Origin of the sequence: Streptomyces sp. NPDC004065 (assembly GCF_044903565.1) — a bacterium.
Taxonomy (GTDB): Bacteria; Actinomycetota; Actinomycetes; order Streptomycetales; family Streptomycetaceae; genus Streptomyces.
On record NZ_JBJDQT010000004.1, the window covers coordinates 101,417 to 127,117 of the forward strand.

The window sequence follows — 25,701 nt, forward strand, 5'->3', positions numbered from 1 at the left end:
CATGGAACTGCCGCTGGTGGCCGGGGTCGACGGCTCGGAGCCCAGCCTGCGGGCGGCCGACTGGGCGGCGGACGAGGCAGCCCTGCGGCAGGTGCCGCTGCGGATCGTGTACGCCTCCCTCTGGGAGCGCTACGAGGGCGGCGCGCTCGCCCGGGACCTCGGCAAGCCGGACGAGCGGGTGCGGGCGGAGGACGTCGTCGAGGCCGCCGCCCGGCGCGCCCGCGCCCGGCAGCCCGGGCTGCCGATCAGCAAGGCCGCGCTGCCGGAGGAGCCCGAGTACGCCCTGGTGCGCGAGGGCCGCAACGCCTCGGCCCTGGTCGTGGGCACCCGCGGCCGCAGCGGGGTGGCGAACCTGCTGCTCGGCTCGGTCAGCCTGTTCGTGGCCGCGCACGCCGACTGCCCGGTCGTCGTCGTCCGCGGCAACAACGACAACCAGGTCCGCACACCGGTGCACGGCCGGATCGTCGTCGGCGTCGGGGACGAGCCGGCCGCGGCGGTGCGGTTCGCGGCCCGGGAGGCCGCCCGGCGCGGGGTCCTGCTGGAGGCCGTACGGGCCTGGCGGTGCCCCCCGCACGAGAGCGTGGACCACCCGCTGATCGCCGGGGAGCCCGAGCGTTTTCACGAGGAGCGGGCCTGCGAGGCCCTGGACGCGGCGCTCAGGGACGTACCGCAGGAGGTGAAGGTGCAGCGCCGGACCGTGGAGGGACCGGCCCGCAGGGTGCTGCTGGCCGCCGCGCACGAGGCCGACCTGCTGGTCGTCGGCGCCCGGCGCCGTCCGGGCTACATCGGACTCCAGCTCGGCCGCACCGCCCACACCGTCCTGCACCACGCGGCCTGCCCGGTCGCCGTCGTGCCCGGACCGGGGTGAGGCCCGGCCCACGGGAGATCCCGCGCGGTCCCGCGAGTCCCACGCGGTCCCGGGCGATGTCCTCCGCGGTCCCGAGCGATGTCCGCCGTGCGAAGGCGGGCCGGGGCCGGCCTCAGGTGCGGGCGGCCCCGGCCGCCGGGGTCACAGATCCGCCGCGTGATCGGGCACGTAGGTCTGCAGATCGCGCGGCGGACGCTCGTAGCCCGTCGACGGCGGGCGCTCGGGCAGTTCCAGCACCGGCGGCGACACCTCGTGGTACGGCACGCTGTCCAGCAGGTGGGCGATCATGTTCAGCCGGGCGCGCCGCTTGTCGTCGCTCTCCACGACGTACCACGGCGACTCGGAGATGTCGGTGTGCACCATCATCTCGTCCTTGGCCCGGGAGTACGCCTCCCAGCGGGTGATGGACTCCAGGTCCATCGGCGACAGCTTCCAGCGCCGCAGCGGGTCCTCCAGACGGCGCCGGAACCGCTCCTGCTGCACCGCGTCGCTCACCGAGAACCAGTACTTGCGCAGCAGGATGCCGTCCTCGACGAGCATCCGCTCGAAGATCGGGCACTGGCGCAGGAACCGCTGGTACTCGTCCTTGGTGCAGAAGCCCATCACGTGCTCCACCCCGGCCCGGTTGTACCAGGACCGGTCGAACAGCACGATCTCCCCGGCGGCCGGCAGCTGCTCGACGTACCGCTGGAAGTACCACTGGGTGCGCTCGCGCTCCGTCGGCTTCGGCAGCGCCGCGATCCGCGCGATCCGCGGATTGAGGTGCTCGGTCACCCGCTTGATGGTGCCGCCCTTGCCGGCCGCGTCCCGGCCCTCGAAGACGACGACCAGCCGGGCGCCGGTCGCCCGCACCCACTCCTGGAGCTTGACCAACTCCATCTGCAGGCGCAGCAGTTCCTTCTCGTAGCTGCTGCGCGACGGCCCCGCCGCCTTCTTGCCGGCCATGCGCACAGGGTACCGGGCCGCTTGGGGCCTACCGGCCCCGTGTTCGCCCCCCAACAGCCCATGGGCCGCGGGCCGCCCGCGGCCCATGCTCGAAGTGTCGGGACATCACGCGCCGCCGCGCCGCGGGCGCGCCGGGCACCGGAGGGCCGTCGCCCGGCCGGCACCGCCGAGGAGGGAACGGACATGAAGCACAACAAGATCGGCTCCGTGATGACCGCCGAGGTCGTCCGGGCCGGGTACGGCACTCCGTTCAAGGAGGTCGCGCGGCTGCTCGCCGGCCACCGGATCAGCGGACTGCCGGTGGTCGACGAGGACGACCAGGTCATCGGCGTCATCTCGGAGACCGACCTGATGATGCGCCAGGCCGGGACGCCCGGCCCCTACGAGCCCGCCCGGCGCCCGCGGTTCACCGGGCTGACGGCGGCGGCCCGGCGCAGGGCGGCGAAGCAGAAGGCGCGCACCGCGGGCCAGCTGATGACCGCGCCGGCCGTCACCGTGCACGCCGACGACAGCATCGTGGAGGCCGCCCGCACGATGGCCCGGCGGCACGTGGAACGGCTGCCGGTGGTGGACGAGGAGGACCGGCTGGTCGGCATCGTCACCCGGCGTGACCTGCTCAGCGTCTTCCTGCGGCCGGACGCGGAGATCCGCGACGAGGTCGTCCGCGAGGTGCTGCTGCGGACCCTGTGGCAGGCCCCGCGCACCGTCTCCGTCTCGGTGACCGAGGGCGTCGTCACGCTGGAGGGCCGGTTGGAACGGCGCAGCGACACCGAGATCGCGGTGTCCATGACCCGGCAGGTCGACGGGGTGGTCGACGTGGTCGACAAGCTCACCTACCGGCTGGACGACTCCCGCCTCCAGCCCGAGGAGCAGGCCCTGCACGGCGTGGCCGAGGACTGGCTGCGCGGACTGTGAGAGGAGGCGGACCACCATGCCGGACAGGGTGCTGGTCGCCTACGGGACGACCAACGGGTCGACCGCGCAGATGGCGGAGCGGGTGGCCGAGGTGCTGCGCGGGGACGGGTTCGAGGCCGAGGCGCTGCCCGCGGCGTCCGTGCCCGCGGTGTCCTCCTACGACGCCGTGGTGGTCGGCGGCGGGCTGTACGGCGGGCGCTGGCACAAGGACGCCCGCCGCTTCGTGCGGCGCCACCGCAGGGCGCTGGCCGGACGCCCGCTGTGGTTCTTCAGCAGCGGTCCGCTGGACGCCTCCGCGTCCGAACGGGACATCCCGCCCGTGTCGGGGGTGCGGCGCGCGATGACACGGCTCGACGTCAACGAGCACGCCACCTTCGGCGGCCGCCTGGAGGAGGGCGCCAAGGGCCGCGTCGCCCGCATGATCGTCCGCTCCGGGAAGGGCGGCGACTTCCGCGACTTCCCGGCGATCGAGGCCTGGGCGGACCACATCGCCCGCGAACTGGGCCACGGCGAGGGGCGGCCGGGACCGGCCGGAACCACCGCTGGACCGAGCGGGCCGGGCTGACCGAACGGGCCGGGCTGACCGAAGGGGCCGGGCTGACCGGTCGGGTGGGCCTGATCGGCCGGTTCGGCCGGTTCGGTGGTTCGGCCGGGTGGGCCGGTCCGGCCGGGTCGTGAGGGCCGCACGGGCCGGATCGACGAAGGGCTGATCGCGCCGGGGGACCGGGGACCGGGGGGAGGGGGGAAGGTGATGTCCCGGTGCCGGGACTGCCGGCACCGGGACATCACCACGTCCTCGCCGCGACGCCGTCCACCGCGGGCCGGCCGGCCCGCCGTGGCTGGTAGTGCCGCCCCCCACCCGCCGTGGCCGGTGGCGCCGTAGGCGGTCCGGCGTCCGGGCCGCCGCGAGCCGGTCGGTCTCTCCCGGCGGGCGGTTCACGGGGTCCGTACCGGCAGGCGGATCACGGCCCGCGCGGCCCGGCGCGTCACCCGGTGGGGGGACAGACGGCTTCGCGTCACCAGTTGGGGGACAGGCGGCTCCCCCAGCGGGGCGCGAGGACCCGGCCCGCCGGGCCCGCCGGGAGAGCCGCGGGGGCCCGCCGGGGTCCCGGCGGCCGTCGCTCAGGCCGGTGTCAGGCGTGGGGCCGTTGCGGCCGGGTGGGTGACGAACCAGTCCCGGGCCAGCCCCGCCACCGTCTCCAGCGTGCCCGGGTCGGTGAACAGGCCGGTGGCGCCGGGCACCACGGCGACCCGGTGCTCGCAGCGCATCCAGTCCGCCGCGAGCCGGTTGAGACCGAGCAGCCGTGTGTCCAGGGCGCCGACGACGAACAGGGCCGGAGCGTGCTCCCGGGCCAGCGCGGCCGGGCCGGCCAGGTCGGGACGGCCGGCGAGGCAGACCAGGGCGTGCACGTCCTCGTCCTCCGCGGCGGCCTCCACCGCCGCCGCGGCCGCCGTGCCCGCCCCGCAGTGGCTCACGGGCAGGCCCGTCTCCCGCCGCAGCCAGCCGGCCGCGGCCCGCAGCCGCCGGGCCAGCAGCACGATGTCGAAGACGTTGTGCGGATCGTGCTCCTCCTCCTCGGTGAGCAGATCCAGCAGCAGGGTGCCGAGGCCCGCGCGGTGGAGGACGGCGGCGACGTACTGGTGGCAGGGGACGTGCCGGCACGTGCCGCTGCCGTGGGCGTACGCCACCACCGCCCGGGCCGTGGCCGGCAGGGCGAGCCGGGCGGCCAGCGGCACCGCACCCGTCGGCACCTCCACCTCCCGGTCCGTGACGGGGAAGTCCGGGGCGGCCGCCCCGGGCGAGGACGCCGGCGGCGCGAGCCGGCCGCCGGGGCCGCAGGCGGCCGTGGACCGGTCGGCCTCGGCCAGCAGCGCGGCCACCTGTGCGTCGGTGGTCCGCGTGAAGTCCTCGTACCAGGCGCCGACGGAGCCGACGTGCCGCAGCGGCTGGAGGCAGACCACCTCGTCCGCCACTGTGCGCAGCCGCGGCAGCGCGGCCGCCGGCGCGACCGGGACCGCGAGGACCACGCGGGCGGCCCCGCGGGCCCGGGCCACCCGGCAGGCGGCCTCCGCGACCGCGCCGGTCGCCATGCCGTCGTCCAGGACCACGGCGGTGCGCCCGCTCAGCGGAACCGGCGCGCGGCCGGCCCGCCAGCGCTGTCCCTGCCGCTCCAGCTCGGCCAGCTCGGCGCGCTCCACGGTCTGCCGCTCGGCGGCGGTCAGCCCGCTCTCCCGTACGACGTCCGGGTCGCTCACGCGCACCCCGTGCTCGCCGACGGCGCCGAAGCCCAGCTCCGGCTGCCACGGCACGCGCAGCCGGCGCACCATGGCCAGGTCGAGGGGCGCACCGAGGTGCCGGGCCACTTCGAAGGCCACCGGGACGCCGCCCCGGGGCACGCCCAGCACCACGGCGTCCGTGTCGCGCAGCCGCTCCAGGCGTGGGACCAGGCGCCGTCCCGCGTCCGCTCGGTTCTCGTAACGCATGCGCCGCCACCTCCTCGTACGCTCCGCGGCCGCGCGCCGGCGGCGGGGCCGCCGCTTGTCGCCCGGACCGTCCTGCTTCCGGGCCTCACTTCCATGGGAACGCGCCGGGCGCGGCGGAGGCAGAGACGACCGACCCCGGGAAAGGGGCCGTTCGGCCTTTCCCGGAGCCGGGGGGAGCGGAGGTGCGGGCCGGACGCCGACTGGATGCCGGCCCGATGCGGACCGGATGCCGGACGGGGGACCCGGCGGTCGCCGTCAGCCGGTCTTCTGGTCCCAGCGCGGGCCGATGAGGTCCCACTCGGCGCCCCACTGGTCGTAGCGCCGCCGGTCGAGCCGCCAACGGGCGAGCGCCGAGGTGCCGCAGGCGAGGCCGGCCAGCGCCAGCGCGGCCGACACGCCGAAGAGCGCGGCCTCGACGCGTGCCTCGGTCGGGCCGGGAGGCTCGGTGGTCAGGGCGCCGCGGCCGTTCTGCCAGACGGTGACCGAGGCGCCGGCGTCCAGGCCGGTGGCCACCAGGGTGCGTCCGGTGCGGGTGGTTCCGTCGGGTGCGGTCCAGCGGACCTTCACCGGCTCGCGGTATCCGTTGCCGTCGTTGGAGGAGCTGCGCGGGGAGTCGTCGGCCAGGACCGCCCGGACGGGCTGCCGGTCGGCGCGCTGCCAGGCGAACTCCCGGTCGGCGGCCAGCGCGGTGAGCGTTCCGGCGATCGCGCCGCCGACCACGACGACCAGCCACGTCACGAGCACGATCCATGCCTCGACGACGTCCTCGCGCCGCCGCAGCGGGTTGTGGCGCCACCGCCACAGCCGCCTGCGCGCGTGCCGCGTGGCCTTCCGGGCACTGTCCCCGCCCCGCGTGTTCCTGCCGTTTGCGCCGTTGGTGCTCATCGCTCGCCACACCTCCTCGTTCCCATGTCTTCGAAGGTGGCAGGAGCGGGCGCGCCGGGACATGGGCCTTCCAGGCGGCGTCCGGGGGCCGACCGGACCCTCCTCGTCCGCGAATACGGGCCGGTCAGCCCTGCCCCGCGGGGACCACCGGGGAGGGGACCACGGCCACCCGTCCGGCCGACGGCGCCCACTCGAAGCGGCCGGCCAGTCCGGTACGGCCGAACAGCCGCAGAAGGGACGCGTCGGCGCCGGCCAGGCGCAGCCTGCCGCCGCGGGCCGCGGCCCGGTTGCGCGCCCGGCACAGCAGGCCCAGCCCGGCGCAGTCCATGAAGGTCACCCGGCGCAGGTCGATCACGACGTCGGGCCTGGGCCCGGCGGTGAGCGCGTCCAGCCGCGTCCCGAGGGACAGCGTCGTGGCGAGGTCCACCTCGCCGTACAGGGCGAACACGACCGTACCGGCGGCGTCGTGTTCCTCGTGACCGGTGCGCCCGGCGTCATCGCCTCCGGGCCGGGAGTGGCTTACGGGCATACAGCGAGCAAAGCCCGTGTGCCACCGCGCGCGGAAGGGCCGTTGGGCCCCCGCCCGGCGGGCCCGAAGAGCCCCGCCCGGGTGATTGGGACCGTCCACCCGGGTGGTGGGGACGGTCCGCCCTGGTGGCTGGGACCGTCCCGCCCGGGCGGGACGGGAACGCCCACGGGCGGTCGGGGTCCGCGTGGGCCGGGCACGGGCGGTCGGGGTCCGCGTGGGCCGGGCACGGGCGGTCGGGGTCCGCGTGGGCCGGGCACGGGCGGTCGGCCCCCGCGGGGGCCGCTGGGACCGTTGCTCGTCACGGCGGCTCGCGGCGGCTCGCGGGGTCCGGGTGCCGGTCCGGTTCCCGCGACGTCCGGGAGCCGTGCGCCGCCGTGCTCCCGGACGGTCCTCTCGGTGCCCCCTTGGGGCCGTCCGGCCCCGTGCGCGACGTGCGGTCCCGGGACAAGCTGGAACTGCGGGGCAATCCCGGCATCGCGCCGGAGTCCGGGCCGCCTCCGCCCACCACGGACCGCCGGGTCCCGGACGCCCGCCCGAGAACAGGAGGGTGAGGATCCCCATGAAGGGTTACGTCTTCCACGGGCCCGGGCAGTCCACCTGGGAGGAAGTCCCCGACCCGGACGTCAAGGAACCCACCGACGCCGTCGTCCGCGTCGACACCGTCACCATCTGCGGCACCGACCTGCACATCCTCAAGGGAGACGTGCCCGAGGTCCGGCCGGGCACCGTGCTGGGCCACGAGGCGGTCGGCGAGGTCGTCGAGGTCGGCACCGACGTACGCACCGTACGGCCCGGGGACCGCGTCCTGATCTCCTGCATCACCGCCTGCGGCCGCTGCCGCTACTGCCGCGAGGCCATGTACGGCCAGTGCCTCGGCGGCGGGGGCTGGATCCTCGGCCACCTCGTCGACGGCACCCAGGCGGAGTACGTCCGCGTGCCCTACGCCGACCTCTCCGTCCATCCGCTGCCCGCCGGGGTGACCAACGAGGACGCCGTGCTCCTGGCCGACATCTTCCCCACCGCCTACGAGGTGGGCGTGCTCAACGGCCGGGTGCGCCCCGGAGACACCGTGGCCGTGGTCGGGGCCGGCCCCATCGGCCTCGCGGCCATCGCCACCGCCCGGCTGTTCGCCCCCGAGCGGATCGTCGCCGTCGACCTGGCCCCCACCCGGCTCGAGGCCGCCCGCAAGCTCGGCGCCGAGGCCGTCGCCGACGCCCGCGAGGCCCCCGAGCAACTGGTCGCCGACCTCACCGGGGGTCTGGGCGCGGACGTGGTCGTCGAGGCCGTGGGCGAGCCGGAGACCTTCGAGCTGTGCACGCGCATGGTCCGCCCCGGCGGGCGCGTCGCCAACGTCGGCGTGCACGGCAGGCCGGCCACGCTGCACCTGGAAGAGCTGTGGATCAAGAACGTGACCATCACCACCGGCCTGGTCGACACCCACTCCACGCCCACCCTGCTGCGGATGGCCGCCGCCGGGCGGCTGCCCACCTCGCAGCTGGTCACCCACACCTTCCCGCTGGAGCGCATGCAGGAGGCGTACGAGGTCTTCGGTCACGCCGCCGAGACCGGGGCGCTCAAGGTCGTGCTCGGCGGCCCGCGCCGCGAGGTCGTGCCCGTGCCCGTGCCCGTGCCCGAGGCCTGAGGGGCGGGGCCGTTCTCCGCCCGGGCCGGGACGGACGGCCCTGCCGTCCGGCCCCGGGCGCGCCCGACCATGGACGGGCGGGGAAGGAAGGCCGCGGAGAACGGCCGTACGCGCTTCACGAGGTGGAAAGACGGACCGGTTGATGTATGACAACGACGGATTCCGCGAGCTCGGACGGCAGGAGTGCCTCCGGCTGCTTCAGAAGGCGGCCGTGGGCCGGATCGTGCACACGCGGCAGGCCCTGCCGGCGGTGCTGCCGGTCAACTTCTGCCTGGACGGCGACGGCGCCGTGCTGTTGCGCACCTCGGCCCGGTCCGAACTGGTGCGGGCGATCGACGGCACCGTCGTCGCCTTCGAGGCCGACGAGGTGGATCCGGTGGCCCACTCCGGCTGGAGCGTCGTCGTCACCGGTTCCGCCGCGGTGGTGAGCGATCCGGAGGAACACCGGCGGCTGGCGGCCGGCGGCCCGCGCTCCTGGGTGCCCTCGCCGCGGGAGGTCTTCGTCCGCATCGAACCCGAACTGGTCACCGGCCGCGAACTCGTCGGCGGGCGCAGCGTGTACGGCCTGGAGGCCTTCTTCGGGCCGTCCGGCCCGTGCCCCTCCGGTCCGCCGGCTTCCGGCCCATGGGCTTCCGGCTCGTGGCCGTACCGCTCGTGAGGGTCCGGCTCGTGAGGGTCCGTCCCGTCATCCGGTCCGCCCCGTCATCCGATCCGGCCCGCTGGAGGAGGACGCCATGCAGGATTCCCGGTTCACCGTCGGCGACGTGATGACCCGTACGGTCGTCGCCCTGGCCGGTGGGGCGATGTTCAAGGAGATCGTGCGCACCATGGAGGAGTGGGGCGTCAGCGCGATGCCCGTGCTGGACCCGGGGGGCCGGGTCACCGGGGTGGTCTCCGAGGCCGACCTGCTGCGCAAGGAGGAGTTCCGCGACACCGACAGCGACGCCGGCACCGGTACCGACGCCGGCCCGCCGGGCCGCGGGCCGGACCACCCGGGCCCGGCCGGCTCGGCCAAGGCGCTCGCGGTGACCGCCGAGGAGCTCATGAACACCCCCGCGGTCACCGTCCGCGCCGACGCCACGCTGGCCCGGGCCGCCCGCCTGATGGCCCGGCACGGCGTCAAACGGCTGCCCGTGGTGGACGACGACGGCGTGCTCACGGGCATCGTCAGCCGCTCGGACCTGCTGAAGGTGTTCCTGCGCGACGACGAGGACATCGCCGAGGAGATCCGGCGGGAGGTCGTGGCCGGCCGGTTCCCGGTCCCGCTGGACTCAATGCGGGTGACGGTGCGGGAAGGGGTGGTCACGCTCACCGGCCAGGTCCCGGACACCACCCTGGTGCCGCTGGCCGTACGCCTGGCGCGCTCCGTCGAGGGCGTGGTGGACGTGCGCTGCGCGCTCAGCGGACCGCGCCGCCGCCCGCTGCAGGAGCCCGATCTGACCGAAGACCTGACCGAAGAGGCACCGCCGTCGCCGGAGGGAACCGCCGGGGCGGGTACCCGGGCGACGCCGGGAACGGGGACGGCACAGGCGGCGGAACCCGGGTCATGAGGCACGACGGCCCGGGCCGCGGGCCCGCGGGCAAGGGGTTGTCCCGCGTCGTCCCGATGAGGAGCCGTTCCGCGAACGGTCCCGGTCCCGGAGGAGTGGACGGACGCCCGGACCGTCCCGGTGCGGTACGCCTGAGCACGAGGGCGGCGAGGGCGCCGCACAGGCGCGGCCGGTGCGTTCGACGCACCGGCATTCATGTGCGCCGACCGCACTCGTGTACGCCGGCCGCCGGCCGGCGGCTAACGGGGCTCCGCCGGGGCCGTCGCGCTCGTGAGCCGGCAGTCGACGTCGACGACGCCCTCCACGGCCCGCACCATGCGGGCGGCCACGGGCACCAGCGAGGTGTCCCGGATGCGGCCGGTCAGCGTGACGACCCCGTCCTTGACCTGGACGTGGATCGGCGAGACCGGGGAGGGGAAGAGGTGGGCGACGACCTCCCGCCGGACCTCCTCGGCGATGTCGTCGTCCGGCCGAAGGAACACCTTCAGCAGGTCGCCGCGGCTGACCAGCCCCTGGAGCATGCCCTCGTCGTCGACGACGGGCAGTCGCTTGACCTTGCGCAGCGCCATGATGCGGGCCGCCTCGGCGAGCGTGGCGTCGGGGTGGACGGTCACGGCCGGGCTGCTCATCAGCTCCCCGGCGATCAGCGCGCCGGCCTTGGCGAGGTCGGGCAGCCGGCGCAGCTGGGTGAAGCGGTCGGGGTCGCTGTCGCGGAACTCCTCCTTGGGCAGCAGGTCGGCCTCGGAGACGACACCGACCACCCGGCCCTCGCCCTCCAGCACGGGCAGCGCGCTGACCTTCCACTGCCCCATGAGGGTGACGATGTCCTTGAACGGGGCGTCCCGCCCCACCGCCACGACGGTGTGCGTCATGACGTCGCTGACGATGTGCGGACTGCCGTGCATGGTGGTCCTCCTCGGTGTCCGGATGGTGCGGTGCGCCGCCGGGGCGGGCCCGTCACCTGGTCCCGCTGCCGTACGGGGCGTACAGGTCGAGGAGCCGGACGCGGGCCGAGTGCAGCCGGTGGGCGACGACCCGGCCGACCCAGACGGCGACCGCCCGCCCGAACTCGGGGTCCTGGTCGCACAGCGTGCGCACGGTGTCCGCGTCGAACTCCCAGGCCCGCACCGGGCTCATGGCCTCGGCGCCCAGCTGCCAGACGTACGGCGGGAAGTGCCAGGACCAGCCGACCAGTTCGCCGTGGCCGAGGGTCTCGATGACGGGGGAGCGGCGGCCGGGGACGCGCAGGTCGAGGGCGACGGTGCCGGTCCGGATGATCCAGAACCGGTCGGCGTGCCGGCCCTCCTCGAACAGCCGGGTGCCGATGTCGAAGGAGACCTCTCGGGCGAGCCCCATCAGCCGCTCGCGGTGTTCGGCGGGCAGGGCCGCGGCCAGGGTGGTGGTGGAGGTCATCGCACGGTCTCCTCTCGTGCCTGTCGCCGCAACCGCCGGCGAGCGCGTCCGGGCGTGTGCCCTTCTGCTTCCAGCCTCCTCCGCGTCCGGCTTCGCCACCACGGGCCGCCCGGTCCCACGCGCGGGCCTTTCGGCCCCGGCACCGTCCGCCCGCCCCGACGGGCCCGCCTCGGGCCCGCTTCAGGCGGTGCACCCGGGCGACGGGCCCGCGCGGACGCGGCGAGCCCCGCCGGCGGTACGGCGCCGGCGGGGCGAGGAGGGGCAGGGCGGGTCCGCCGGGCGGGCGGGCCGGTCGGGCGCGGCCGGGCGCGGCCCGCGGGGCAGGGTCGGCGAGGCCGCCGCGGCGAGTCGGCGGGGCGGAGCCACCGGGCACGGCCGGGGGCGGCAGGGCATGACCGGGGGCGGCAGGGCATGACCGGGGGCGGCAGGGCATGACCGGGGGCGGCAGGGCATGAATGGACAGCACGAATGGACGGGAAGGACCATCCGCTTCTCGCGGATCCTGATTGCGCGGTGCGCGGCCGGGGGAACCGCTTCCCCGCGTCTTTCCGGGAGTCCTTCCCGTCACCTCAAGGACACCACACGCGCTGCCGGGGCGCCAGGGCCGTTCGGCCCCGGCCGGGCGGTGCCGGTGGACGTCCCCCGGCCGGGGGTGCCGACGGGCGGTGCCGATCAGCCGTGGATCAGCCGTGGTACGCCATCAGCCGTAATACGCCGCCCGCATCAGTCCCTCAGCCGTAGTACGCCGCCCGCATCAGGCCCTCCATGTCGGCGAGCATCGGCATCCGCGGGTTCGCCGGCGCGCACTGGTCCTCGTAGGCGTTGAGCGCCTGCTGGGGCAGCGCGTCCAGGAAGGCCCGCTCGTCGACGCCCACGGCCTGGAACGACGGCTCGATGCCCACCGCGTCGCGCAGCCGCTCCACGGCCCGGGCGAGGGACTCCACGCCCTCCCGCGGGGTGTCCGCGGGCAGTCCGAGCGTGCGGGCGATGTCCTGGAAGCGCTCGGGGGCACGGTAGTGCTCGTACTTGGGCCACCCGGTGAGCTTCGCCGGCACGGTGCCGTTGTAGCGGATCACGTGCGGCAGCAGGATCGCGTTGGTGCGGCCGTGCGCCACGTGGAACGTGGCCCCCAGCGTGTGCGACATGGCGTGCACGATGCCGAGGAACGCGTTGCCGAAGGCCATGCCCGCGATGGTGCCCGCGTTGTGCATCTTCTCCCGGGCCTCCTCCTGGCCGGCGCGGTCGGTCACCGCCGCCTCGATGTTCTGGAAGATCAGCCGGATCGCGTGCAGGGCCAGGCCGTCGGTGAAGTCGTTGGCGTACACGGACACGTACGCCTCGATGGCGTGGGTGAGCGCGTCGAAGCCGCTGTCGGCGGCCAGCGCGGGCGGCAGCGCCGCGGTCAGCAGCGGGTCGACGATGGCCACGCTCGGGGTGAGCGCGTAGTCCGCCAGCGGGTACTTCTTGCCGGAGGCCGGGTCCGAGATGACCGCGAACGGGGTGACCTCCGCGCCGGTGCCCGAGGTGGTCGGGACGCACACCAGGCGCGCGACCTTCCCGAGCGTCGGGAAGCGGAAGGCCCGCTTGCGGATGTCGGAGAACTTCTGCCGCATGTCGGCGAAGTCGACGTCCCGGCCCGCGACCTGCTGCTCGTACAGCAGCCACATCACCTTCGCCGCGTCCATGGGCGAGCCGCCGCCCAGCGCGATGATCGTGTCCGGGCGGAAGTCGCCCATCAGCCGCGCCCCGCGCCGCACCGAGTCGATGCTGGGCTCCGGCTCGACGTTGTCGATGACCTGGACCGTCACCGGCTCCGCCCGGCGCTGCAGCACCCGGGTGATCCGGTCGACGAAGCCGAGCCGGGTCATGGTCGCGTCGGTGACCAGCGTGACCCGGTGGACGTCCGGCATGGACCGCAGGTAGCGGATCGACTGGGGCTCGAAGTAGATCTTGGGCGGCACCTTGAACCACTGGAGGTTGTTGCGCCGCACACCCACCCGCTTGACGTTCAGCAGCTGGGCGGCGGAGACGTTGTTGGACACCGAGGTGCTGCCCCACGAGCCGCAGCCCAGGGTCAGCGAGGGGAGCAGGCTGTTGTAGATGCCGCCGATGGCGCCCTGCGAGGAGGGCGCGTTGACGATGATCCGGACGGTCTTCATCCGGCGCCCGTACGCCTCGGCCAGCTCCGGGTCGCCGGTGTGGATGACCGCGCTGTGGCCCTGCCCGTGGAAGGCCACCATGTCGGCGGCCAGGTCGAAGCCCTGCCGCTCGTCCCCGGCGCGCAGCACGGCCAGCACCGGGCACAGCTTCTCCCGGGTCAGCGGCTCGTCCGGGCCGACCCGCCCGGCCTCCACCAGGATGACCGAGGTCTCCTCCGGCACGCTGAACCCGGCCCGCTCGGCGATCCACGCCGGGCTCTGCCCGACGGCCGCGGAGTTGACGCGGGGCTCGCAGCCCCCGCCCGAACCGCCGGTGGCGGGGAAGAGGAAGGACTCCAGCAGCGCCTTCTCCTCGGCGGTGGCCACATACGCGTGCAGGGCGCGGAACTCCTCCAGCGCCGCGTCGTAGATCTCCGCGTCGAGGATGACGGCCTGTTCGGAGGCGCAGATCATGCCGTTGTCGAACGACTTCGACAGCACCAGGTCGTTGACCGCCCGGCGCAGCTTCGCGCTGCGGTGGACGTAGGCCGGCACGTTGCCGGCGCCCACGCCCAGCGCGGGCTTGCCCGCCGAGTAGGCGGCCTTGACCATGGCGTTGCCGCCGGTGGCCAGGATCAGCGAGACGCCGGGGTGCTCCATCAGGGTGTGCGTGGCCTCGACCGAGGGGGACTCGATCCACTGCACGCAGTTCTCCGGCGCCCCCGCGGCCACGGCGGCGTCGCGCACGATCCGGGCCGCCTCGGCGCTGCAGCGCTGAGCGGAGGGGTGGAAGGCGAACACGACCGGGTTGCGGGTCTTCAGCGCCATCAGCGCCTTGAAGACGGTGGTCGAGGTCGGGTTGGTCACCGGCGTCACCGCGCAGATCACGCCCACCGGCTCGGCGACCTCCACCATGTCCTCGATGTCGTCGCGGGCGATGACCCCGACGGTCTTCATCGGGCCCATGCTGTGCGTGACGTGCTCGCAGGCGAAGAGGTTCTTGGCGGCCTTGTCCTCGAACACGCCGCGGCCGGTCTCCTCCACCGCCAGCCGGGCCAGCGCGGTGTGCTGGTCCAGGGCGGCGACCGAGGCCTTCTTGACGATGTGGTCGACCTGCTCCTGGGTCAGGGCCTCGTAGTCGGCGAGCGCCTTGAGACCCGCCCGGACCAGCAGGTCCACGGCGATCGCGGTCACCGTGGGCGCCACCGCCCGGCCCTGCGCGGCCGCCCCGGCCGCGGTGGTGGCGGGCTCGGCGGTGGTGGCGGGCTCGGCGGTGGTGGCGGGGTGCGCGGGAGCGGTGGCCGCGGGCTCGCCGGCGGCGGCGGGCCGCGGAGGAACGGTGCGCCCGGCGGTGGTGGGTGCGGTGGACCCGGTGCTCGCGGGCCGGGCGACCGCGGGGGACTCGGTGGGTGCGGCCTGAGCCGATGCGGCGGTGGCCGCGTTCTTCGTGCCGGCTGCCTTGCGGGTCATGGGGTGGGCCTCCACGGTCGGGGCCGCCGTGCGCGTACGGCGGCGCGAGGGCGGGAGCGGCACCACGGGGGATGGGATGCCGCTCCCTGACTTCCACTCTCGTGTGCGCGCCGGGCCCCGGACAGGCGCCGAAGGTCCCGCCCGCAGCCCGAACGGCCCCGGAAGCGGGGCCGCACGGACCGCAACGCCCCGCGCCCCGCGGCGGGTTGGCGGGGAACCTGCCGGCCCGACCGGCCCGGCCGACCTGATGCGGGTCTCCGCGGGGCCGTACGGCCGGTGGGCGCCCCGACGGCCCGGGACGGACCCGTGCCGGCCGGTGCGGCACCGCGCTCCGGCACGGCCCCGGCCGGCGTGGCCGGGGTGCCGCTTGCCGCGGCGTGGATCGGGACGCGCGGCGCAGGCCGGACGGGGGCCGTCCGGCGGCGGAGGGCCGGGAGGACCGCGCGGCCGCGGACCGGCAGCGGACCGGCCCGGAAGCACCAGCCGGGCAAGGGCCGGTCGGCCCGTCGGCGAAGGACCGGCGCCCGTCACCGGAGACAGAGGACCCGTCGCCGTAGGCCCGGCGACCGTAGGACCGGCCGCCGTAGGCCCGGCGACCGGAGGACCGGTCGGGCAGCGCTCCCCGCCGGCAGCGGACCGGGGCCCCGGTCATCGTGACCGGAGGCCCCCGTCGCGGGTGACCGGCCGCGCGAGGGCCGCCCACGCGAGGACCGGTCACGCGAGGACCGCCCACGCGAGGACCGGCCACGCGAGGACCGGTCGCCGGAAGACCCCTCATCGAAGGACCCTTCACCGAAGGGCCCCTGATCGAAGGACCCTTCACCGAAGGGCCCCTGATCGAAGGACCCTTCGCGGACCGCCCTTCGCCCGTCAGCGCAGTCGGCGCAGGTACGGGTCGTGGGGGTGCCGGGGCTCGAGCCGGATCCGTACGTCCAGTGCCCGCACGCCGTGCGCGCCGGCCAGCACCGGGTTGAGGTCGGCCTCGGCGAGCTGCGGCAGGTCGCACGCCATCCGCGACAGCCGGTGCAGCAACTGCTCCAGGCCGTCCAGGTCGACGGCCGGGGTGCCGCCGTAGCCGAAGAGGAGCGGCGAGCTGCGCGGCGAGGTGATCAGCTCGCGCACGTCCCGGTCGGTCAGCGGCGCGAGCCGCCCCGCGTGGTCGGCGAGCAGCTCGGTCGCCGTGCCGCCGAGCCCGAAGACCACCAGCGGCCCGAACACCTCGTCCTGCACCACCCCGGCGAACAGCTCGGTGCCGCGCTCGGCGAGCGGCTGGAGCACCACACCGGTCATCCGGTCCCCGAACCGGGTGACCAGGTCCCGGTGGGCGGCCCTGACCTGGGAGGCGTTCTGCAGGTCGAGGTGGAGGGCGTGCTGCTCGCTCTTGTGCACCAGCCCCGGCCAGTACGCCTTCATCACCACGCGGCCGTCCGGGCCGGCCAGCCGCTCGGCCGCCGCGACGGCCTCGTCCTCGTCCCGCGCCCAGGCCCACTCGATCTGCGGAATGCCGTAGCAGGCGAGGAGTTCGCCGGTGGTCCGCGGGTCCAGCCAGGCGCCCCGCGGGTGCTCTTCCAGGAAGGCGGTGACGAGCGCCTTGGCGTGTTCCGCGTCGACGTCCGGCAATTGCGCCACGCTGCCGGGGGGCTGCCCCAGCCAGTGGGCGCGGGCGGCGGCGTGGGCGAGGGCGCGCGCGGCGTCCTCGGCGTCGGAGTAGGCGGGCACCCTGCCCGACTCGCGCGCCTCGAGCAGCTCCACCCGGGCGGCCTGTGCCGGCAGCACCGCGACGACGGGCCGGGGCTGGGGGACCGGGGTGTCGGTGAGCGCCCGCACCAGGTCCTCGCCGGTGGCCCGGGCGACCGCCGTGGGGACGAGGACGACCAGGACGGCGTCGACGGCCCCGTGCGCGGCCAGCCGCCGTACGCAGGCGCGCAGTTGCTCCTCGCCGACGGCCGCGGTGGCGTCCACCGGGTTGGCGGCGGTGGCGCCCTCGGGCAGCAGCGCGAGGAGTTCGTCGGCCAGGGCGGCCGGCAGTGGCGGCACGGTCAGCTCCGCGTCCGCGCACGCGTCGGCGGCCAGTACGCCCGCGCCGCCCGCGTTGGTGACCACCGCGACCCGGGTGCCGGCGGGCAGCGGCTGGGTGTGCAGCAGGGCGGCGGCGTCCAGGAGTTCCGCGATGGTGCGGGTGGCGGTGACACCGGCCTGGGTGAACAGCGCCTGCCGGGTCATGGTGCGGGTGGCGGCCGCCGCCGTGTGCGAGGCCGCGGCCCGGCGCCCGGCCTCCGAGCGGCCCGCGTCCACGGTGAGCACCGGCATCGTCCGGGCCACCCGGCGGGCGGTGCGGGAGAAGGCGCGCGGGTTGCCGAAGGACTCCAGGTGCAGCAGCGCCAGGCCGGTGCGGCCGTCGCCCTCCCACCACTGGAGCATGTCGTTGCCGCTGACGTCGTACTTGTCGCCGAGCGAGACGAACGTGGACACACCGATGCCGAGGCGGGCCAGCCCGTCCAGCAGCGCGATGCCGACCCCGCCCGACTGCACGGCGACCCCGGCGGTGCCGGCCCCCGGGTGCCGGGCGGCGAAGGTGGCGTCCAGCCGTACGGCGTCCTCGGTGTTGGCCAGCCCCAGGCAGTTGGGGCCCACCAGGCGCATCCCGTGGCGGCGGCAGGCGCCGATGAGGGCGGCCGCCTGCTGGGGGTCCAGACCCGCCGAGACGACCAGCAGAGCGCCCACGCCGGCCTTCCCGCACTCCTCGGCGACACCCGGCACGGCGGCCGCCGGGACGGCGACGACCGCGAGGTCGGGCACCCGCGGCAGCGCGGCCACGGACGGAAACGCCCGCACCCCGCAGACCGAGGCCGCCTCCGGGTGCACGGCGAACACCCGGCCGGTGAAGGACCCGGTGCGGATGTTGCGCAGGATCGCCCGCCCGACCGAGCCGGGCCGGCGGCCCGCGCCGATCACGGCGACCGCCCGGGGCCGCAGCAGCGGACGCAGACTGACCGTGCCGGCGAGCCGGGCGCGGGCGTCCACCGCGCGCAAGTAGTCCTCGTCCTCGGCGAGTTCGACCACGCAGTGCACCTCGGGCCCGTCGTAGTGGCGGGTCACGCGCAGGCCGAGGTCGTGGAAGACCTTCAGCACCTCGTGGTTCTCGGCCAGGGCGTCGGCGGTGAAGGCGGTGACGCCGGCCCCGCGGGCGGCGTCCGCGAGATGCTCCAGCAGCAGCGTGGCCACCCCGCGGTGGTGCCAGTCGTCGGCGACCGCCAGGGCGACGTCCGCGGTGCTGCCGTTCGGCTCCGCCTCGTACTCGGCGAGGCCCACCAGGCGGCCGGCGTGCTCGGCCACGAGGGCACGGTAACCCGGCCGCGGCGGACCGGCCACCCGGTCGGCGCCCTGCCGGGCGGAGGTGCGGCTGACGGAGAAGAACCGCAGCCTCAGATTGTCGTCGGACATCTGTTCGTAAAGCCGCAGTACGGCGTCGTGGTCGCCGGGCCCCGCCGCCCGGACGCGTACCGTCGTCCCGTCGGTCAGCAGGGCGTGCACCGGCTGCTGCTGGGTGTCGGACATCGCGCGCTCTCCCTCCGGAGCCATGCCCACCACCCTCGCGCCGCCCCGCCCGCCGCCCCAGGGGCTGAGCGGGCACCGGCGGGGGCCGAACGTCCCCGGACGGGGCCGATCCGCCCTCGCGCGCCGCCGTGAACGGTGCGACGGTGACAGTGGGAACGCGGTTGCCGCACAACGTGGCGGCCCGGCGAAAGGCGGTGGAGCGATGGAACTGCCCCTGGTCGTGGGCGTCGACGGATCCGACGCGAGCCTCACGGCGGTCGACTGGGCGGCGGACGAGGCCGCCCGGCACGGACTGCCGCTGCGGCTGGTGTACGCCTCCCTCTGGGAGCGCTACGAGGGCGCGGTCCCGTCGGGGAGGGTGGAGCGCCCCTCCGAGCAGGTGATGGCCGAACACGTGGTCGCCTCCGCGGCCGAACGGGTCCGGCGGCGCAACCCGGACCTGAAGGTCACCACCGACGTCGTCCCCGAGGAAGCGGTGTCCGCCCTGCTGCGCGAGGGGGACGACGCCTCCCTCCTGGTCACCGGCTGCCGCGGACGCGGCGGGCTGAAGGGGCTGCTGCTCGGCTCCACCGGCCTGGCCGTGGCCGCCCGCGCGCGCTGCCCGGTGGTCGTGGTCCGCGGCGACAAGGCGGGCCTGGCCGGCACCCACGAGCGCATCCTGCTCGGCGCCGGCCGGTCCGACACCGGTGCCGAGGCCGTGCGGTTCGCCTTCCGTGAGGCCGAGGCGCGCGGCTGCGTCCTGGATGTCGTACGGGCCTGGCGCAGCCCCGCCCACGAGACCGAGGGCGACCCGGCGCTCGAGGGCGAGCCGGCCCGCGCCCACGAACAGGGCGCCGCCGACCTGCTGGAGGAGCTGCTGCGCGAGGAGACGGCCCGGCATCCGGCGGTACGGGTGCGCCGGGCGACGGTGGAGGGCCCGGCGCACAAGGTGCTGGTGGACCGCTCGGCCGCCGCCGACCTCGTGATCATCGGAGCCCACCGCAGGACCGGCCGCTTCGGCCTCCAGCTCGGCCGCACGGCCCACACCCTGCTCCACCACGCCCAGTGCCCGGTGGCCCTCGTACCGCAGCGGGTGTGAGCGCGCGGTGGGGGCGGAGAAGGCGGGGACCTGGGAGTACGACGGCTACGACCCCGCGCGGGAGCGGCTGAGGGAGTCGCTGTGCACGCTCGGCAACGGCTGCTTCGCCACCCGCGGGGCGCTGCCGGAGTGCGCCGCGGACGAGGTGCACTACCCCGGCACCTATGTGGCCGGCTGCTACAACCGGCTGGTCTCGCGTGTGGCCGGCCGGCAGGTCGAGAACGAGGAGATGGTCAACGTCCCCAACTGGCTGCCGCTGCGCTTCCGCCTCCCGGACGGCCCCTGGCTGACCCCGGACACCGCGACGGTGCTCGCCCACCGCCAGGTCCTGCACCTGGACTCCGGGCTGCTGGAGCGCCGCACCCGGTACGGCCTCGGCGAGGGGCGGGCACTGACCGTGCGTCAGCAGCGCATCGTGCACATGGCCGACGCGCACCTGGCCGCCCTGCGCACCGAGTTCACCGCCGAGGGCTTCACCGGCCGGCTGGACATCGAGGCGGCGATCGACGGCGGCGTCACCAACTCCGGGGTGGCGCGCTACCGGGACCTGGACGGCCGGCACCTCGCCCATGTGCACTCCGGCACCGCCGCCCCGGACACCGTGTGGCTGCGCTGCCGTACCCGCACCTCCGACCTACGGATCGCCATGGCCACCCGCCTGACCTGCGACGAGTGGACCGGTCCGGTGGAGATCCGGCACGAGCACCCGCGCGCCGCGCAGGAGCTGCGGGCGGTGCTGGAACCCGGCCGCACGGTCACCGTCGACAAGACGGCCGCCGTGCACACCTCCCGCGACCCGGCCATCAGCGACCCGCTGTGCGCCGCCGTCGACCGGGTCGCCGGGGCGCCCGGCTTCGAGGAACTGCTGGAGTCCCATCTGACGGCCTGGGACCAGCTGTGGCGCCGCGCCGACATCGACGTACCCGGCGAGCCGGGCCGCATCCTGCGCCTGCACCTCTTCCATGTGCTGCAGACCCTCTCCCCGCACACCGCCGACCTGGACGTCGGGGTGCCCGCGCGCGGCCTGCACGGCGAGGCGTACCGGGGGCACGTCTTCTGGGACGAACTGTTCGTGCTGCCCGGTCTGAACCTGCACTTCCCCGAGGTCTCCCGCGCCCTGCTGTGCTACCGGTACCGGCGCCTGGAACGGGCCCGCGCGGCGGCGCGCGCGGCCGGCCGGCGCGGCGCCATGTACCCGTGGCAGAGCGGCAGCGACGGCCGGGAGGAGACCCAGCGGCTGCACCTCAACCCGCGCTCCGGGCGCTGGCTGCCCGACCACTCGCACCTCCAGCGGCACGTCGGCTCGGCCATCGCCTACAACGTGTGGCAGTACTGCCAGGCGAGCGGCGACGCGGAGTTCCTGCACACCAGGGGCGCCGAGATGCTGGTGGAGATCGCCCGCTTCTGGGCGGACTCCGCCACCTGGGACGAGGACCTGCGCCGCCACCGCATCCGCGGCGTGATGGGCCCCGACGAGTACCACGACGCCTACCCGGACACCACCCGGCCGGGCCTGGACGACAACGCCTACACCAACGTCACGGCGGCCTGGGTGCTCCTGCGCGCCCTGGAGCTCCTGGACACCCTGCCCGAGCCCCGCCGCCGCGAACTCGTCGAGCGCACCGGCCTGGACGGCGGCGAGCTCGAACAGTGGCAGGACGTCTCCCGCACCCTGTACGTCCCCTTCCACGACGGCGTGATCAGTCAGTTCGAGGGCTACGCGGAGCTGGCCGAACTGGACTGGGCCGGCTACCGCGAGCGCTACGGCGACATCCGCCGCCTGGACCGGATCCTGGAGGCCGAGGGCGACACCGTCAACCGCTACAAGGCGTCCAAACAGGCCGACGCGCTCATGCTCGGCTACCTCTTCGCGCCCTCCGAGCTCGCCGCGCTCTTCGCGCGGCTCGGCTACCGCCTGGACGACGAGACCTGGCTGCGCACCGTCGACTACTACCTCGCCCGCACCAGCCACGGCTCCACGCTCAGCGGCCTGGTGCACGGCTGGGTGCTGGCCCGTGCCCGCCGGGCCGGCGCCTGGGCCTTCGTCCAGGAGGCGCTGCGCGGCGACATCGCCGACCTCCAGGGCGGCACCACCGGCGAGGGCATCCACCTCGGCGCCATGGCCGGCACCCTCGACCTGGTCCAGCGCGGGCTGACCGGCCTGGAGACCCGCGAGGACGCGCTGTGGCTGGACCCCGTGCCGCTGCCGGAGCTGTCCTCGTACGGCTTCATCCTGCGCTACCGCGGCCACTGGGGCGTCCGGCTGCGGCTGGAGCACGGCCGTGTGGAGATCGCCGTGCCGCCCTCCGACCGCTCCCCGATCGACGTCCGCCTGCCCGACCGGTCCGTCTCCGTCCGCCCGGGGGAGACCTGCCGGCTCGTGCTGCTGGAGTGACCGCGGGCGGCGGGGCGGGTGCCGACGCTGGTGCCGACCGCAGGCGTGGGCCGACGCCCGGACAGCGGTCCGCGTCCGGGCGGCGGTCCGCGCCCGGGCGGCGGTCCGCGCCCGGGCGGCGGTCCGCGCCCGGGCGGCGGTCCGCACCCGGTGGGCGGGCGGGCCGGTCGGCCCGCGAAGGGGGCCGGGAGCCCCTGCCCGGGCGCGCCGGACGGCGCGACCCTGGGGACGGGGAGGCCCGCGACCGGCACCGCCCGCCCCGGCCGGGGAAGGGCCCGGCGACGGCGGGCCGGACGACCCACCGGAGGAGTTGACCCGATGATGTACTGGTACCCGCACGGCATGAACGGCTGGGGCTGGTTCGCCATGTCCCTGGGCACGGTCCTGTTCTGGGCCGTGCTGATCACCGCCGGCGTGCTCCTCTTCCGCGCCCTGAACCGCGGCTCCGGCCCCGCCGCCGGGCAGCCGTACGACCCCGTCCGGCGCCCCACTCCCGAGCAGCTGCTCGCCGAGCGGTTCGCCCGCGGGGAGGTCGACGAGGAGGAGTACCGGCGCCGGCTGGCCGTACTGCGTCAGGAGACCCGGGACCACCAGGAGACCCGGGACCGTCCGCTCAGCGGCTCGGGATGAGACGCCGACGGGACGGGCGGGGCCGGGGCGCCGGGTGCGGCGTCCCGGCCCCGCCCACTCATAGGGGGCCGTGCACGGCGGGGCCGCCTGCCCCGGCACGTCACGGCGCGAGCGAGAAGTAGTTCTCCTCCTCCTGGGTGAAGTGCAGCCGCAGCACGGTGTGCAGGCCGTACAGGCACGCCCGCAGGTCCTCCAGCTGCTCCGGCGCCAGGGCGCCTCCGCCGTCCTCGGCCAGTGCCAGGTGGGTGGCGACGCGGCGGGCGAGCCGGTCGATCTCGGCGTGCGCCCGGCTCATGGTGGCGGTCGCCTCCGGGCCGCCCAGCGTGCGGCCGAGCGCCGGATACAGCTGGTGCTCCTCCGCGTACTCGTGCGGCAGCAGCCGCTCGGTGAGCAGCCGGTGCACCTCGCGCACCGAGTCCAGGGCCTGCTCGCCGCCGTCCTCGGTCAGCCGGGCGGCCGCGTCCCGCACGGCCTGCAGCACGTCCTGGAGGTCGTCGTGCTCGGCGGCGAAGCGGTGGATCAGGGCCTCGGTGGCCGGCTCCAGGGCCGGCCGGGCCGCCCGGTCGACGCGCAGGGCGCGCAGCGCGTTGAGGATCACCGCGACGTCGATCCCCTCCTGCAGCAGCGCGCCCAGGGCCGGGGGCAGCAGTCCCACGGCGGCCACGCCCATGGCCGCGAGCGACAGCAGCATCCCGCCCAGCGCGCTCTGCACGGCGATACGGCGCGCCCGTACGGCGATCGCGACGGCGTCGGCCAGCCGGTCCACCCGGTCGGTGGTGAGGACCACGTCCGCGGCCTCCGAGGAGGCGGTGGAACCGCGCGCCCCCATCGCCACGCCCACGTCGGCGGCGGCCAGCGCGGGGGCGTCGTTGACGCCGTCGCCGACCATGACGGTGACCGCCCGCTCGCGCTCGGCGTGGACGGCGGCCACCTTGCCGGCGGGCGAGAGCTCGGCCCGTACCTCGTCGAGGCCGAGCACGGCGGCGATCTCGCGGGCCGGCTCGGGCCGGTCGCCGGTGAGCATCACGATGCGCTCGATGCCGGCCGCGCGCAGCCGGCGCAGGGTGCGGGGCGCGTCGGGGCGCAGCGGGTCGCGCAGCAGGACCGCGCCGACGGGCACGCCCTCCACGGTCACCCAGGCGACGGCCGCGCCGTCCAGCAGCGCCCGGTTCTCCGCGGCCCGCGCCCAGTCCGGGACCGGGGTGCCCGGCTCCAGCCGGCCGACGGCCGTGACCCGGCCGTCGACGACGGCGCGGGCGCCCCGGCCGGCCTGCTCGGAGACCTCCGTGGCCGCCACCGGTTCCAGGCCGCGCTCGCGGGCGGCCTCGACGATGGCGTGTGCCAGCACGTGCGGCGAGTACTGGTCGACACCGGCCGCCAGCCGCAGCACCTCGGCGGGCTGCCGCCCGGGCGCCGCCGTCACGTCCTCCACGCGCGGGCGCCCGCCGGTGAGGGTGCCGGTCTTGTCGAGCAGCAGGGTCCTGGCCCGGCCGAGGTTCTCCAGGCCGCCGCCGTCCCGGACGACCACACCGAGCCGGGAGGCGCGGGACAGTCCCGAGACGATCGCGACCGGCGCGGCGAGCAGCAGCGGGCACGGCGTGGCGACCACCAGCACCGCCACCGCCCGCACCGCCGAGCCGCCGGCCAGCCAGGCCGCCCCCGCGACCGCCAGCGACAGGGGCAGGAACCAGGCCGCGTAGCGGTCGGCCAGCCGGACCACGGGGGCCGACTCCGCGCCCGCCTGCCGGGCCAGCCGGACGATCCCGGCGTAGGTGCTGTCCCGTTCGGTCGCGGTGGCCCGCAGGTCGAAGGCGCCGCCCGCGTTGACGACACCGCTGCGCACGGACTGCCCGGGCGCCCGCTCGACCGGCGCCGACTCGCCGGTGAGCACCGACTCGTCCAGCACGGCCGCGGCGCCCACCACCGTCCCGTCGACCGGGACCACCTCGCCGGGACCCACGACGAGCAGGTCGCCGGGGCGCACCTCGGCGAGCGGCACCGTACGCACGGCGCCGCCGGTGCCGGCGCCGGTGCGTTTGCGGGCGGTGCGGGGCGCGTGCTCCAGCAGGGCGCGCAGGTCGTGTGAGGCCCGCCGCTGGGCCGCCGCCTCCAGGGTGCGGCCGGTGGCCAGCATGAGGGCGATCAGGGCGCCGGCGAGGTACTCGCCGACCGCCAGGGTGCCGCCGAGCGCGAGGACCGCGATCAGGTCGACGCCCGCGCGGCCGTGCCGCAGCGCGCCGAGCACCCAGCCCAGGGAGGGCCCGACGGCGGCGACGGTGCCCAGCGCCCAGCACAGGTCGGCCACGTCGCCGTGGCCGAGCAGCCACGCCACGCCCCCGGCCACGAGGGCGGCGGCGGTGACGGCCAGCAGGGCCGGCTCGAGCCGGGTGAGGCGGGTTCCCGCCGCCGCGCCCGTTTCGGCCTCGGGGGCCTCGGCGGCTTCGGCGGCTTCGGGGGCCTCGGCGGCTTCGGGGGCCTCGGCAGTCGTGGCCATCACGGCGGCCGTCGTATCGTCCACCGGCGCGGGGGCCGGCCGGTGCGCTCGGGGTGTTCCGCGTGCCCGGGTGACGCGACGCATGTCACTCCTCCCGTCTCGGCGCTCGTCCCTCCAGCGTCCGGCGTCCGGCCCGCCGGTACCAGGGCCGGACGGCACCCGTCGGGGCCCGTGCGGTCCCTACGACCGGGAGCGGCCGGCGAACGGGCCCGAACCGGACCCGCCTGGACCGCTCCCGGACATGGCTGTCCAGGAGCGGTCCTGCGCGAACCGCACGACGGCGGTTGATCGCACGGCATGCGGTGGCCCGCAAGGGGCGCGGGCTGAGCCGCGGCACGGCACGCGGCTGACCGGACCGCGCCCCGTTACGCGCGGCACACGGGCGGTCCGGGGCGCACTCGTTGAACCGGGCCGGACCCGGCTGGACCGCACGGCCCGGCTGAGCGGACCGGACCTGACCCGGTTCCGCGCGGCACGCGGACGGCCGGGAGCGGACCCGGTGAGCCGGGTCGGACTCGGCTGGACCGCACGGCCCGGGGCTGGGCCGGACCCCCGGCTGAACGGTGCCGCACGCGGTCGGTCCGGAACGGATCCGGTGGGGAACGGACTTACGGGACCCGGCGCGACCAGGCGGGGCCCCGGAGGGCGGGGTCGTCGTGTCGTTCGCGGGGGCGGCCTACCGCGGCCGTCGCTGTCGTTGCGACGAC

General features: G+C 76.1%; 18 protein-coding genes. 9 read left to right on the top strand and 9 right to left on the bottom strand.

All coding sequences use genetic code 11. The features are described from left to right. Position 1: 1 nt before the first annotated feature. Positions 2-868: a universal stress protein gene (locus tag ACI2LW_RS07815; protein ID WP_404730273.1), complete on the top strand. Its 867-nt coding sequence runs from the start codon at positions 2-4 to the stop codon at positions 866-868. 141 nt (positions 869-1,009) lie between these two features. Here the strand turns inward: ACI2LW_RS07815 and ppk2 are convergent, their stop codons facing one another. After that, entirely contained in the window at positions 1,010-1,813 is an 804-nt protein-coding gene (gene ppk2, locus ACI2LW_RS07820) for a polyphosphate kinase 2 (RefSeq protein WP_404730274.1), read from the bottom strand. A gap of 183 nt (positions 1,814-1,996) precedes the next feature. Between ppk2 and ACI2LW_RS07825 the strand changes: the two genes are divergently transcribed. Both ACI2LW_RS07825 and ACI2LW_RS07830 read left to right on the top strand, forming a co-directional pair. Further along, positions 1,997-2,728: a CBS domain-containing protein gene (locus tag ACI2LW_RS07825; protein WP_404730275.1), complete on the top strand. Its 732-nt coding sequence runs from the start codon at positions 1,997-1,999 to the stop codon at positions 2,726-2,728. Between the two features lie 16 nt (positions 2,729-2,744). Then, entirely contained in the window at positions 2,745-3,293 is a 549-nt protein-coding gene (locus ACI2LW_RS07830; RefSeq protein WP_404730276.1) for a flavodoxin domain-containing protein, read from the top strand. 557 nt (positions 3,294-3,850) lie between these two features. Here ACI2LW_RS07830 and ACI2LW_RS07835 read toward each other — a convergent pair. The 3 genes from ACI2LW_RS07835 to ACI2LW_RS07845 form a co-directional block, all read right to left on the bottom strand. Next, positions 3,851-5,212, bottom strand: coding sequence for a phosphoribosyltransferase (locus ACI2LW_RS07835; RefSeq protein ID WP_404730277.1), 1,362 nt, complete (start codon positions 5,210-5,212; stop codon positions 3,851-3,853). A gap of 255 nt (positions 5,213-5,467) precedes the next feature. Further along, positions 5,468-6,097, bottom strand: coding sequence for a hypothetical protein (locus ACI2LW_RS07840; protein WP_404730278.1), 630 nt, complete (start codon positions 6,095-6,097; stop codon positions 5,468-5,470). Positions 6,098-6,221: 124 nt separating this feature from the next. Continuing rightward, positions 6,222-6,626, bottom strand: a complete 405-nt coding sequence (locus tag ACI2LW_RS07845; RefSeq protein ID WP_404730279.1) for an STAS domain-containing protein — start codon at positions 6,624-6,626, stop codon at positions 6,222-6,224. A gap of 559 nt (positions 6,627-7,185) precedes the next feature. Here ACI2LW_RS07845 and ACI2LW_RS07850 point away from each other — a divergent pair. From ACI2LW_RS07850 to ACI2LW_RS07860, 3 genes are all read left to right on the top strand, one after another. After that, positions 7,186-8,268 (top strand): zinc-dependent alcohol dehydrogenase family protein, encoded by a 1,083-nt coding sequence (locus ACI2LW_RS07850; protein ID WP_404730280.1) that lies wholly within the window; start codon positions 7,186-7,188, stop codon positions 8,266-8,268. Positions 8,269-8,410: 142 nt separating this feature from the next. Continuing rightward, positions 8,411-8,926 carry a pyridoxamine 5'-phosphate oxidase family protein gene (locus ACI2LW_RS07855; protein WP_404730281.1) on the top strand — a complete coding sequence of 172 codons (516 nt, stop codon included), beginning with the start codon at positions 8,411-8,413 and terminating at the stop codon, positions 8,924-8,926. 76 nt (positions 8,927-9,002) lie between these two features. Next, positions 9,003-9,818 carry a CBS domain-containing protein gene (locus ACI2LW_RS07860; protein ID WP_404730282.1) on the top strand — a complete coding sequence of 272 codons (816 nt, stop codon included), beginning with the start codon at positions 9,003-9,005 and terminating at the stop codon, positions 9,816-9,818. A 239-nt stretch (positions 9,819-10,057) separates the two neighbouring features. Here the strand turns inward: ACI2LW_RS07860 and ACI2LW_RS07865 are convergent, their stop codons facing one another. The 4 genes from ACI2LW_RS07865 to ACI2LW_RS07880 form a co-directional block, all read right to left on the bottom strand. Continuing rightward, positions 10,058-10,723, bottom strand: coding sequence for a CBS domain-containing protein (locus ACI2LW_RS07865; protein WP_404730283.1), 666 nt, complete (start codon positions 10,721-10,723; stop codon positions 10,058-10,060). Positions 10,724-10,775: 52 nt separating this feature from the next. Beyond that, positions 10,776-11,231, bottom strand: coding sequence for a cyclic nucleotide-binding domain-containing protein (locus tag ACI2LW_RS07870; protein WP_404730284.1), 456 nt, complete (start codon positions 11,229-11,231; stop codon positions 10,776-10,778). Positions 11,232-11,962: 731 nt separating this feature from the next. Then, positions 11,963-14,839 (bottom strand): bifunctional acetaldehyde-CoA/alcohol dehydrogenase, encoded by a 2,877-nt coding sequence (adhE, locus tag ACI2LW_RS07875; protein ID WP_404730285.1) that lies wholly within the window; start codon positions 14,837-14,839, stop codon positions 11,963-11,965. Positions 14,840-15,709: 870 nt separating this feature from the next. Continuing rightward, entirely contained in the window at positions 15,710-18,421 is a 2,712-nt protein-coding gene (locus ACI2LW_RS07880) for a GNAT family N-acetyltransferase (protein ID WP_404730286.1), read from the bottom strand. 178 nt (positions 18,422-18,599) lie between these two features. On the opposite strand from ACI2LW_RS07880, the gene ACI2LW_RS07885 reads away from it, so the two are divergent. The 3 genes from ACI2LW_RS07885 to ACI2LW_RS07895 all read left to right on the top strand — a co-directional run bounded on the left by ACI2LW_RS07885 (position 18,600) and on the right by ACI2LW_RS07895 (position 22,500). Next, a complete protein-coding gene (locus tag ACI2LW_RS07885) occupies positions 18,600-19,475 on the top strand; it encodes a universal stress protein (protein ID WP_404730287.1) in 876 nt (291 codons plus the stop codon). Between the two features lie 7 nt (positions 19,476-19,482). Continuing rightward, positions 19,483-21,870 (top strand): glycoside hydrolase family 65 protein, encoded by a 2,388-nt coding sequence (locus tag ACI2LW_RS07890; protein WP_404730288.1) that lies wholly within the window; start codon positions 19,483-19,485, stop codon positions 21,868-21,870. 318 nt (positions 21,871-22,188) lie between these two features. Beyond that, the gene (locus ACI2LW_RS07895) at positions 22,189-22,500 is read left to right on the top strand and encodes an SHOCT domain-containing protein (protein ID WP_404730289.1); all 312 of its coding nucleotides are present in this window, start codon (positions 22,189-22,191) and stop codon (positions 22,498-22,500) included. A 100-nt stretch (positions 22,501-22,600) separates the two neighbouring features. On the opposite strand, the gene ACI2LW_RS07900 is transcribed toward ACI2LW_RS07895, so the two are convergent. Next, entirely contained in the window at positions 22,601-24,994 is a 2,394-nt protein-coding gene (locus ACI2LW_RS07900; RefSeq protein WP_404730408.1) for a heavy metal translocating P-type ATPase, read from the bottom strand. Positions 24,995-25,701 lie beyond the last annotated feature (707 nt).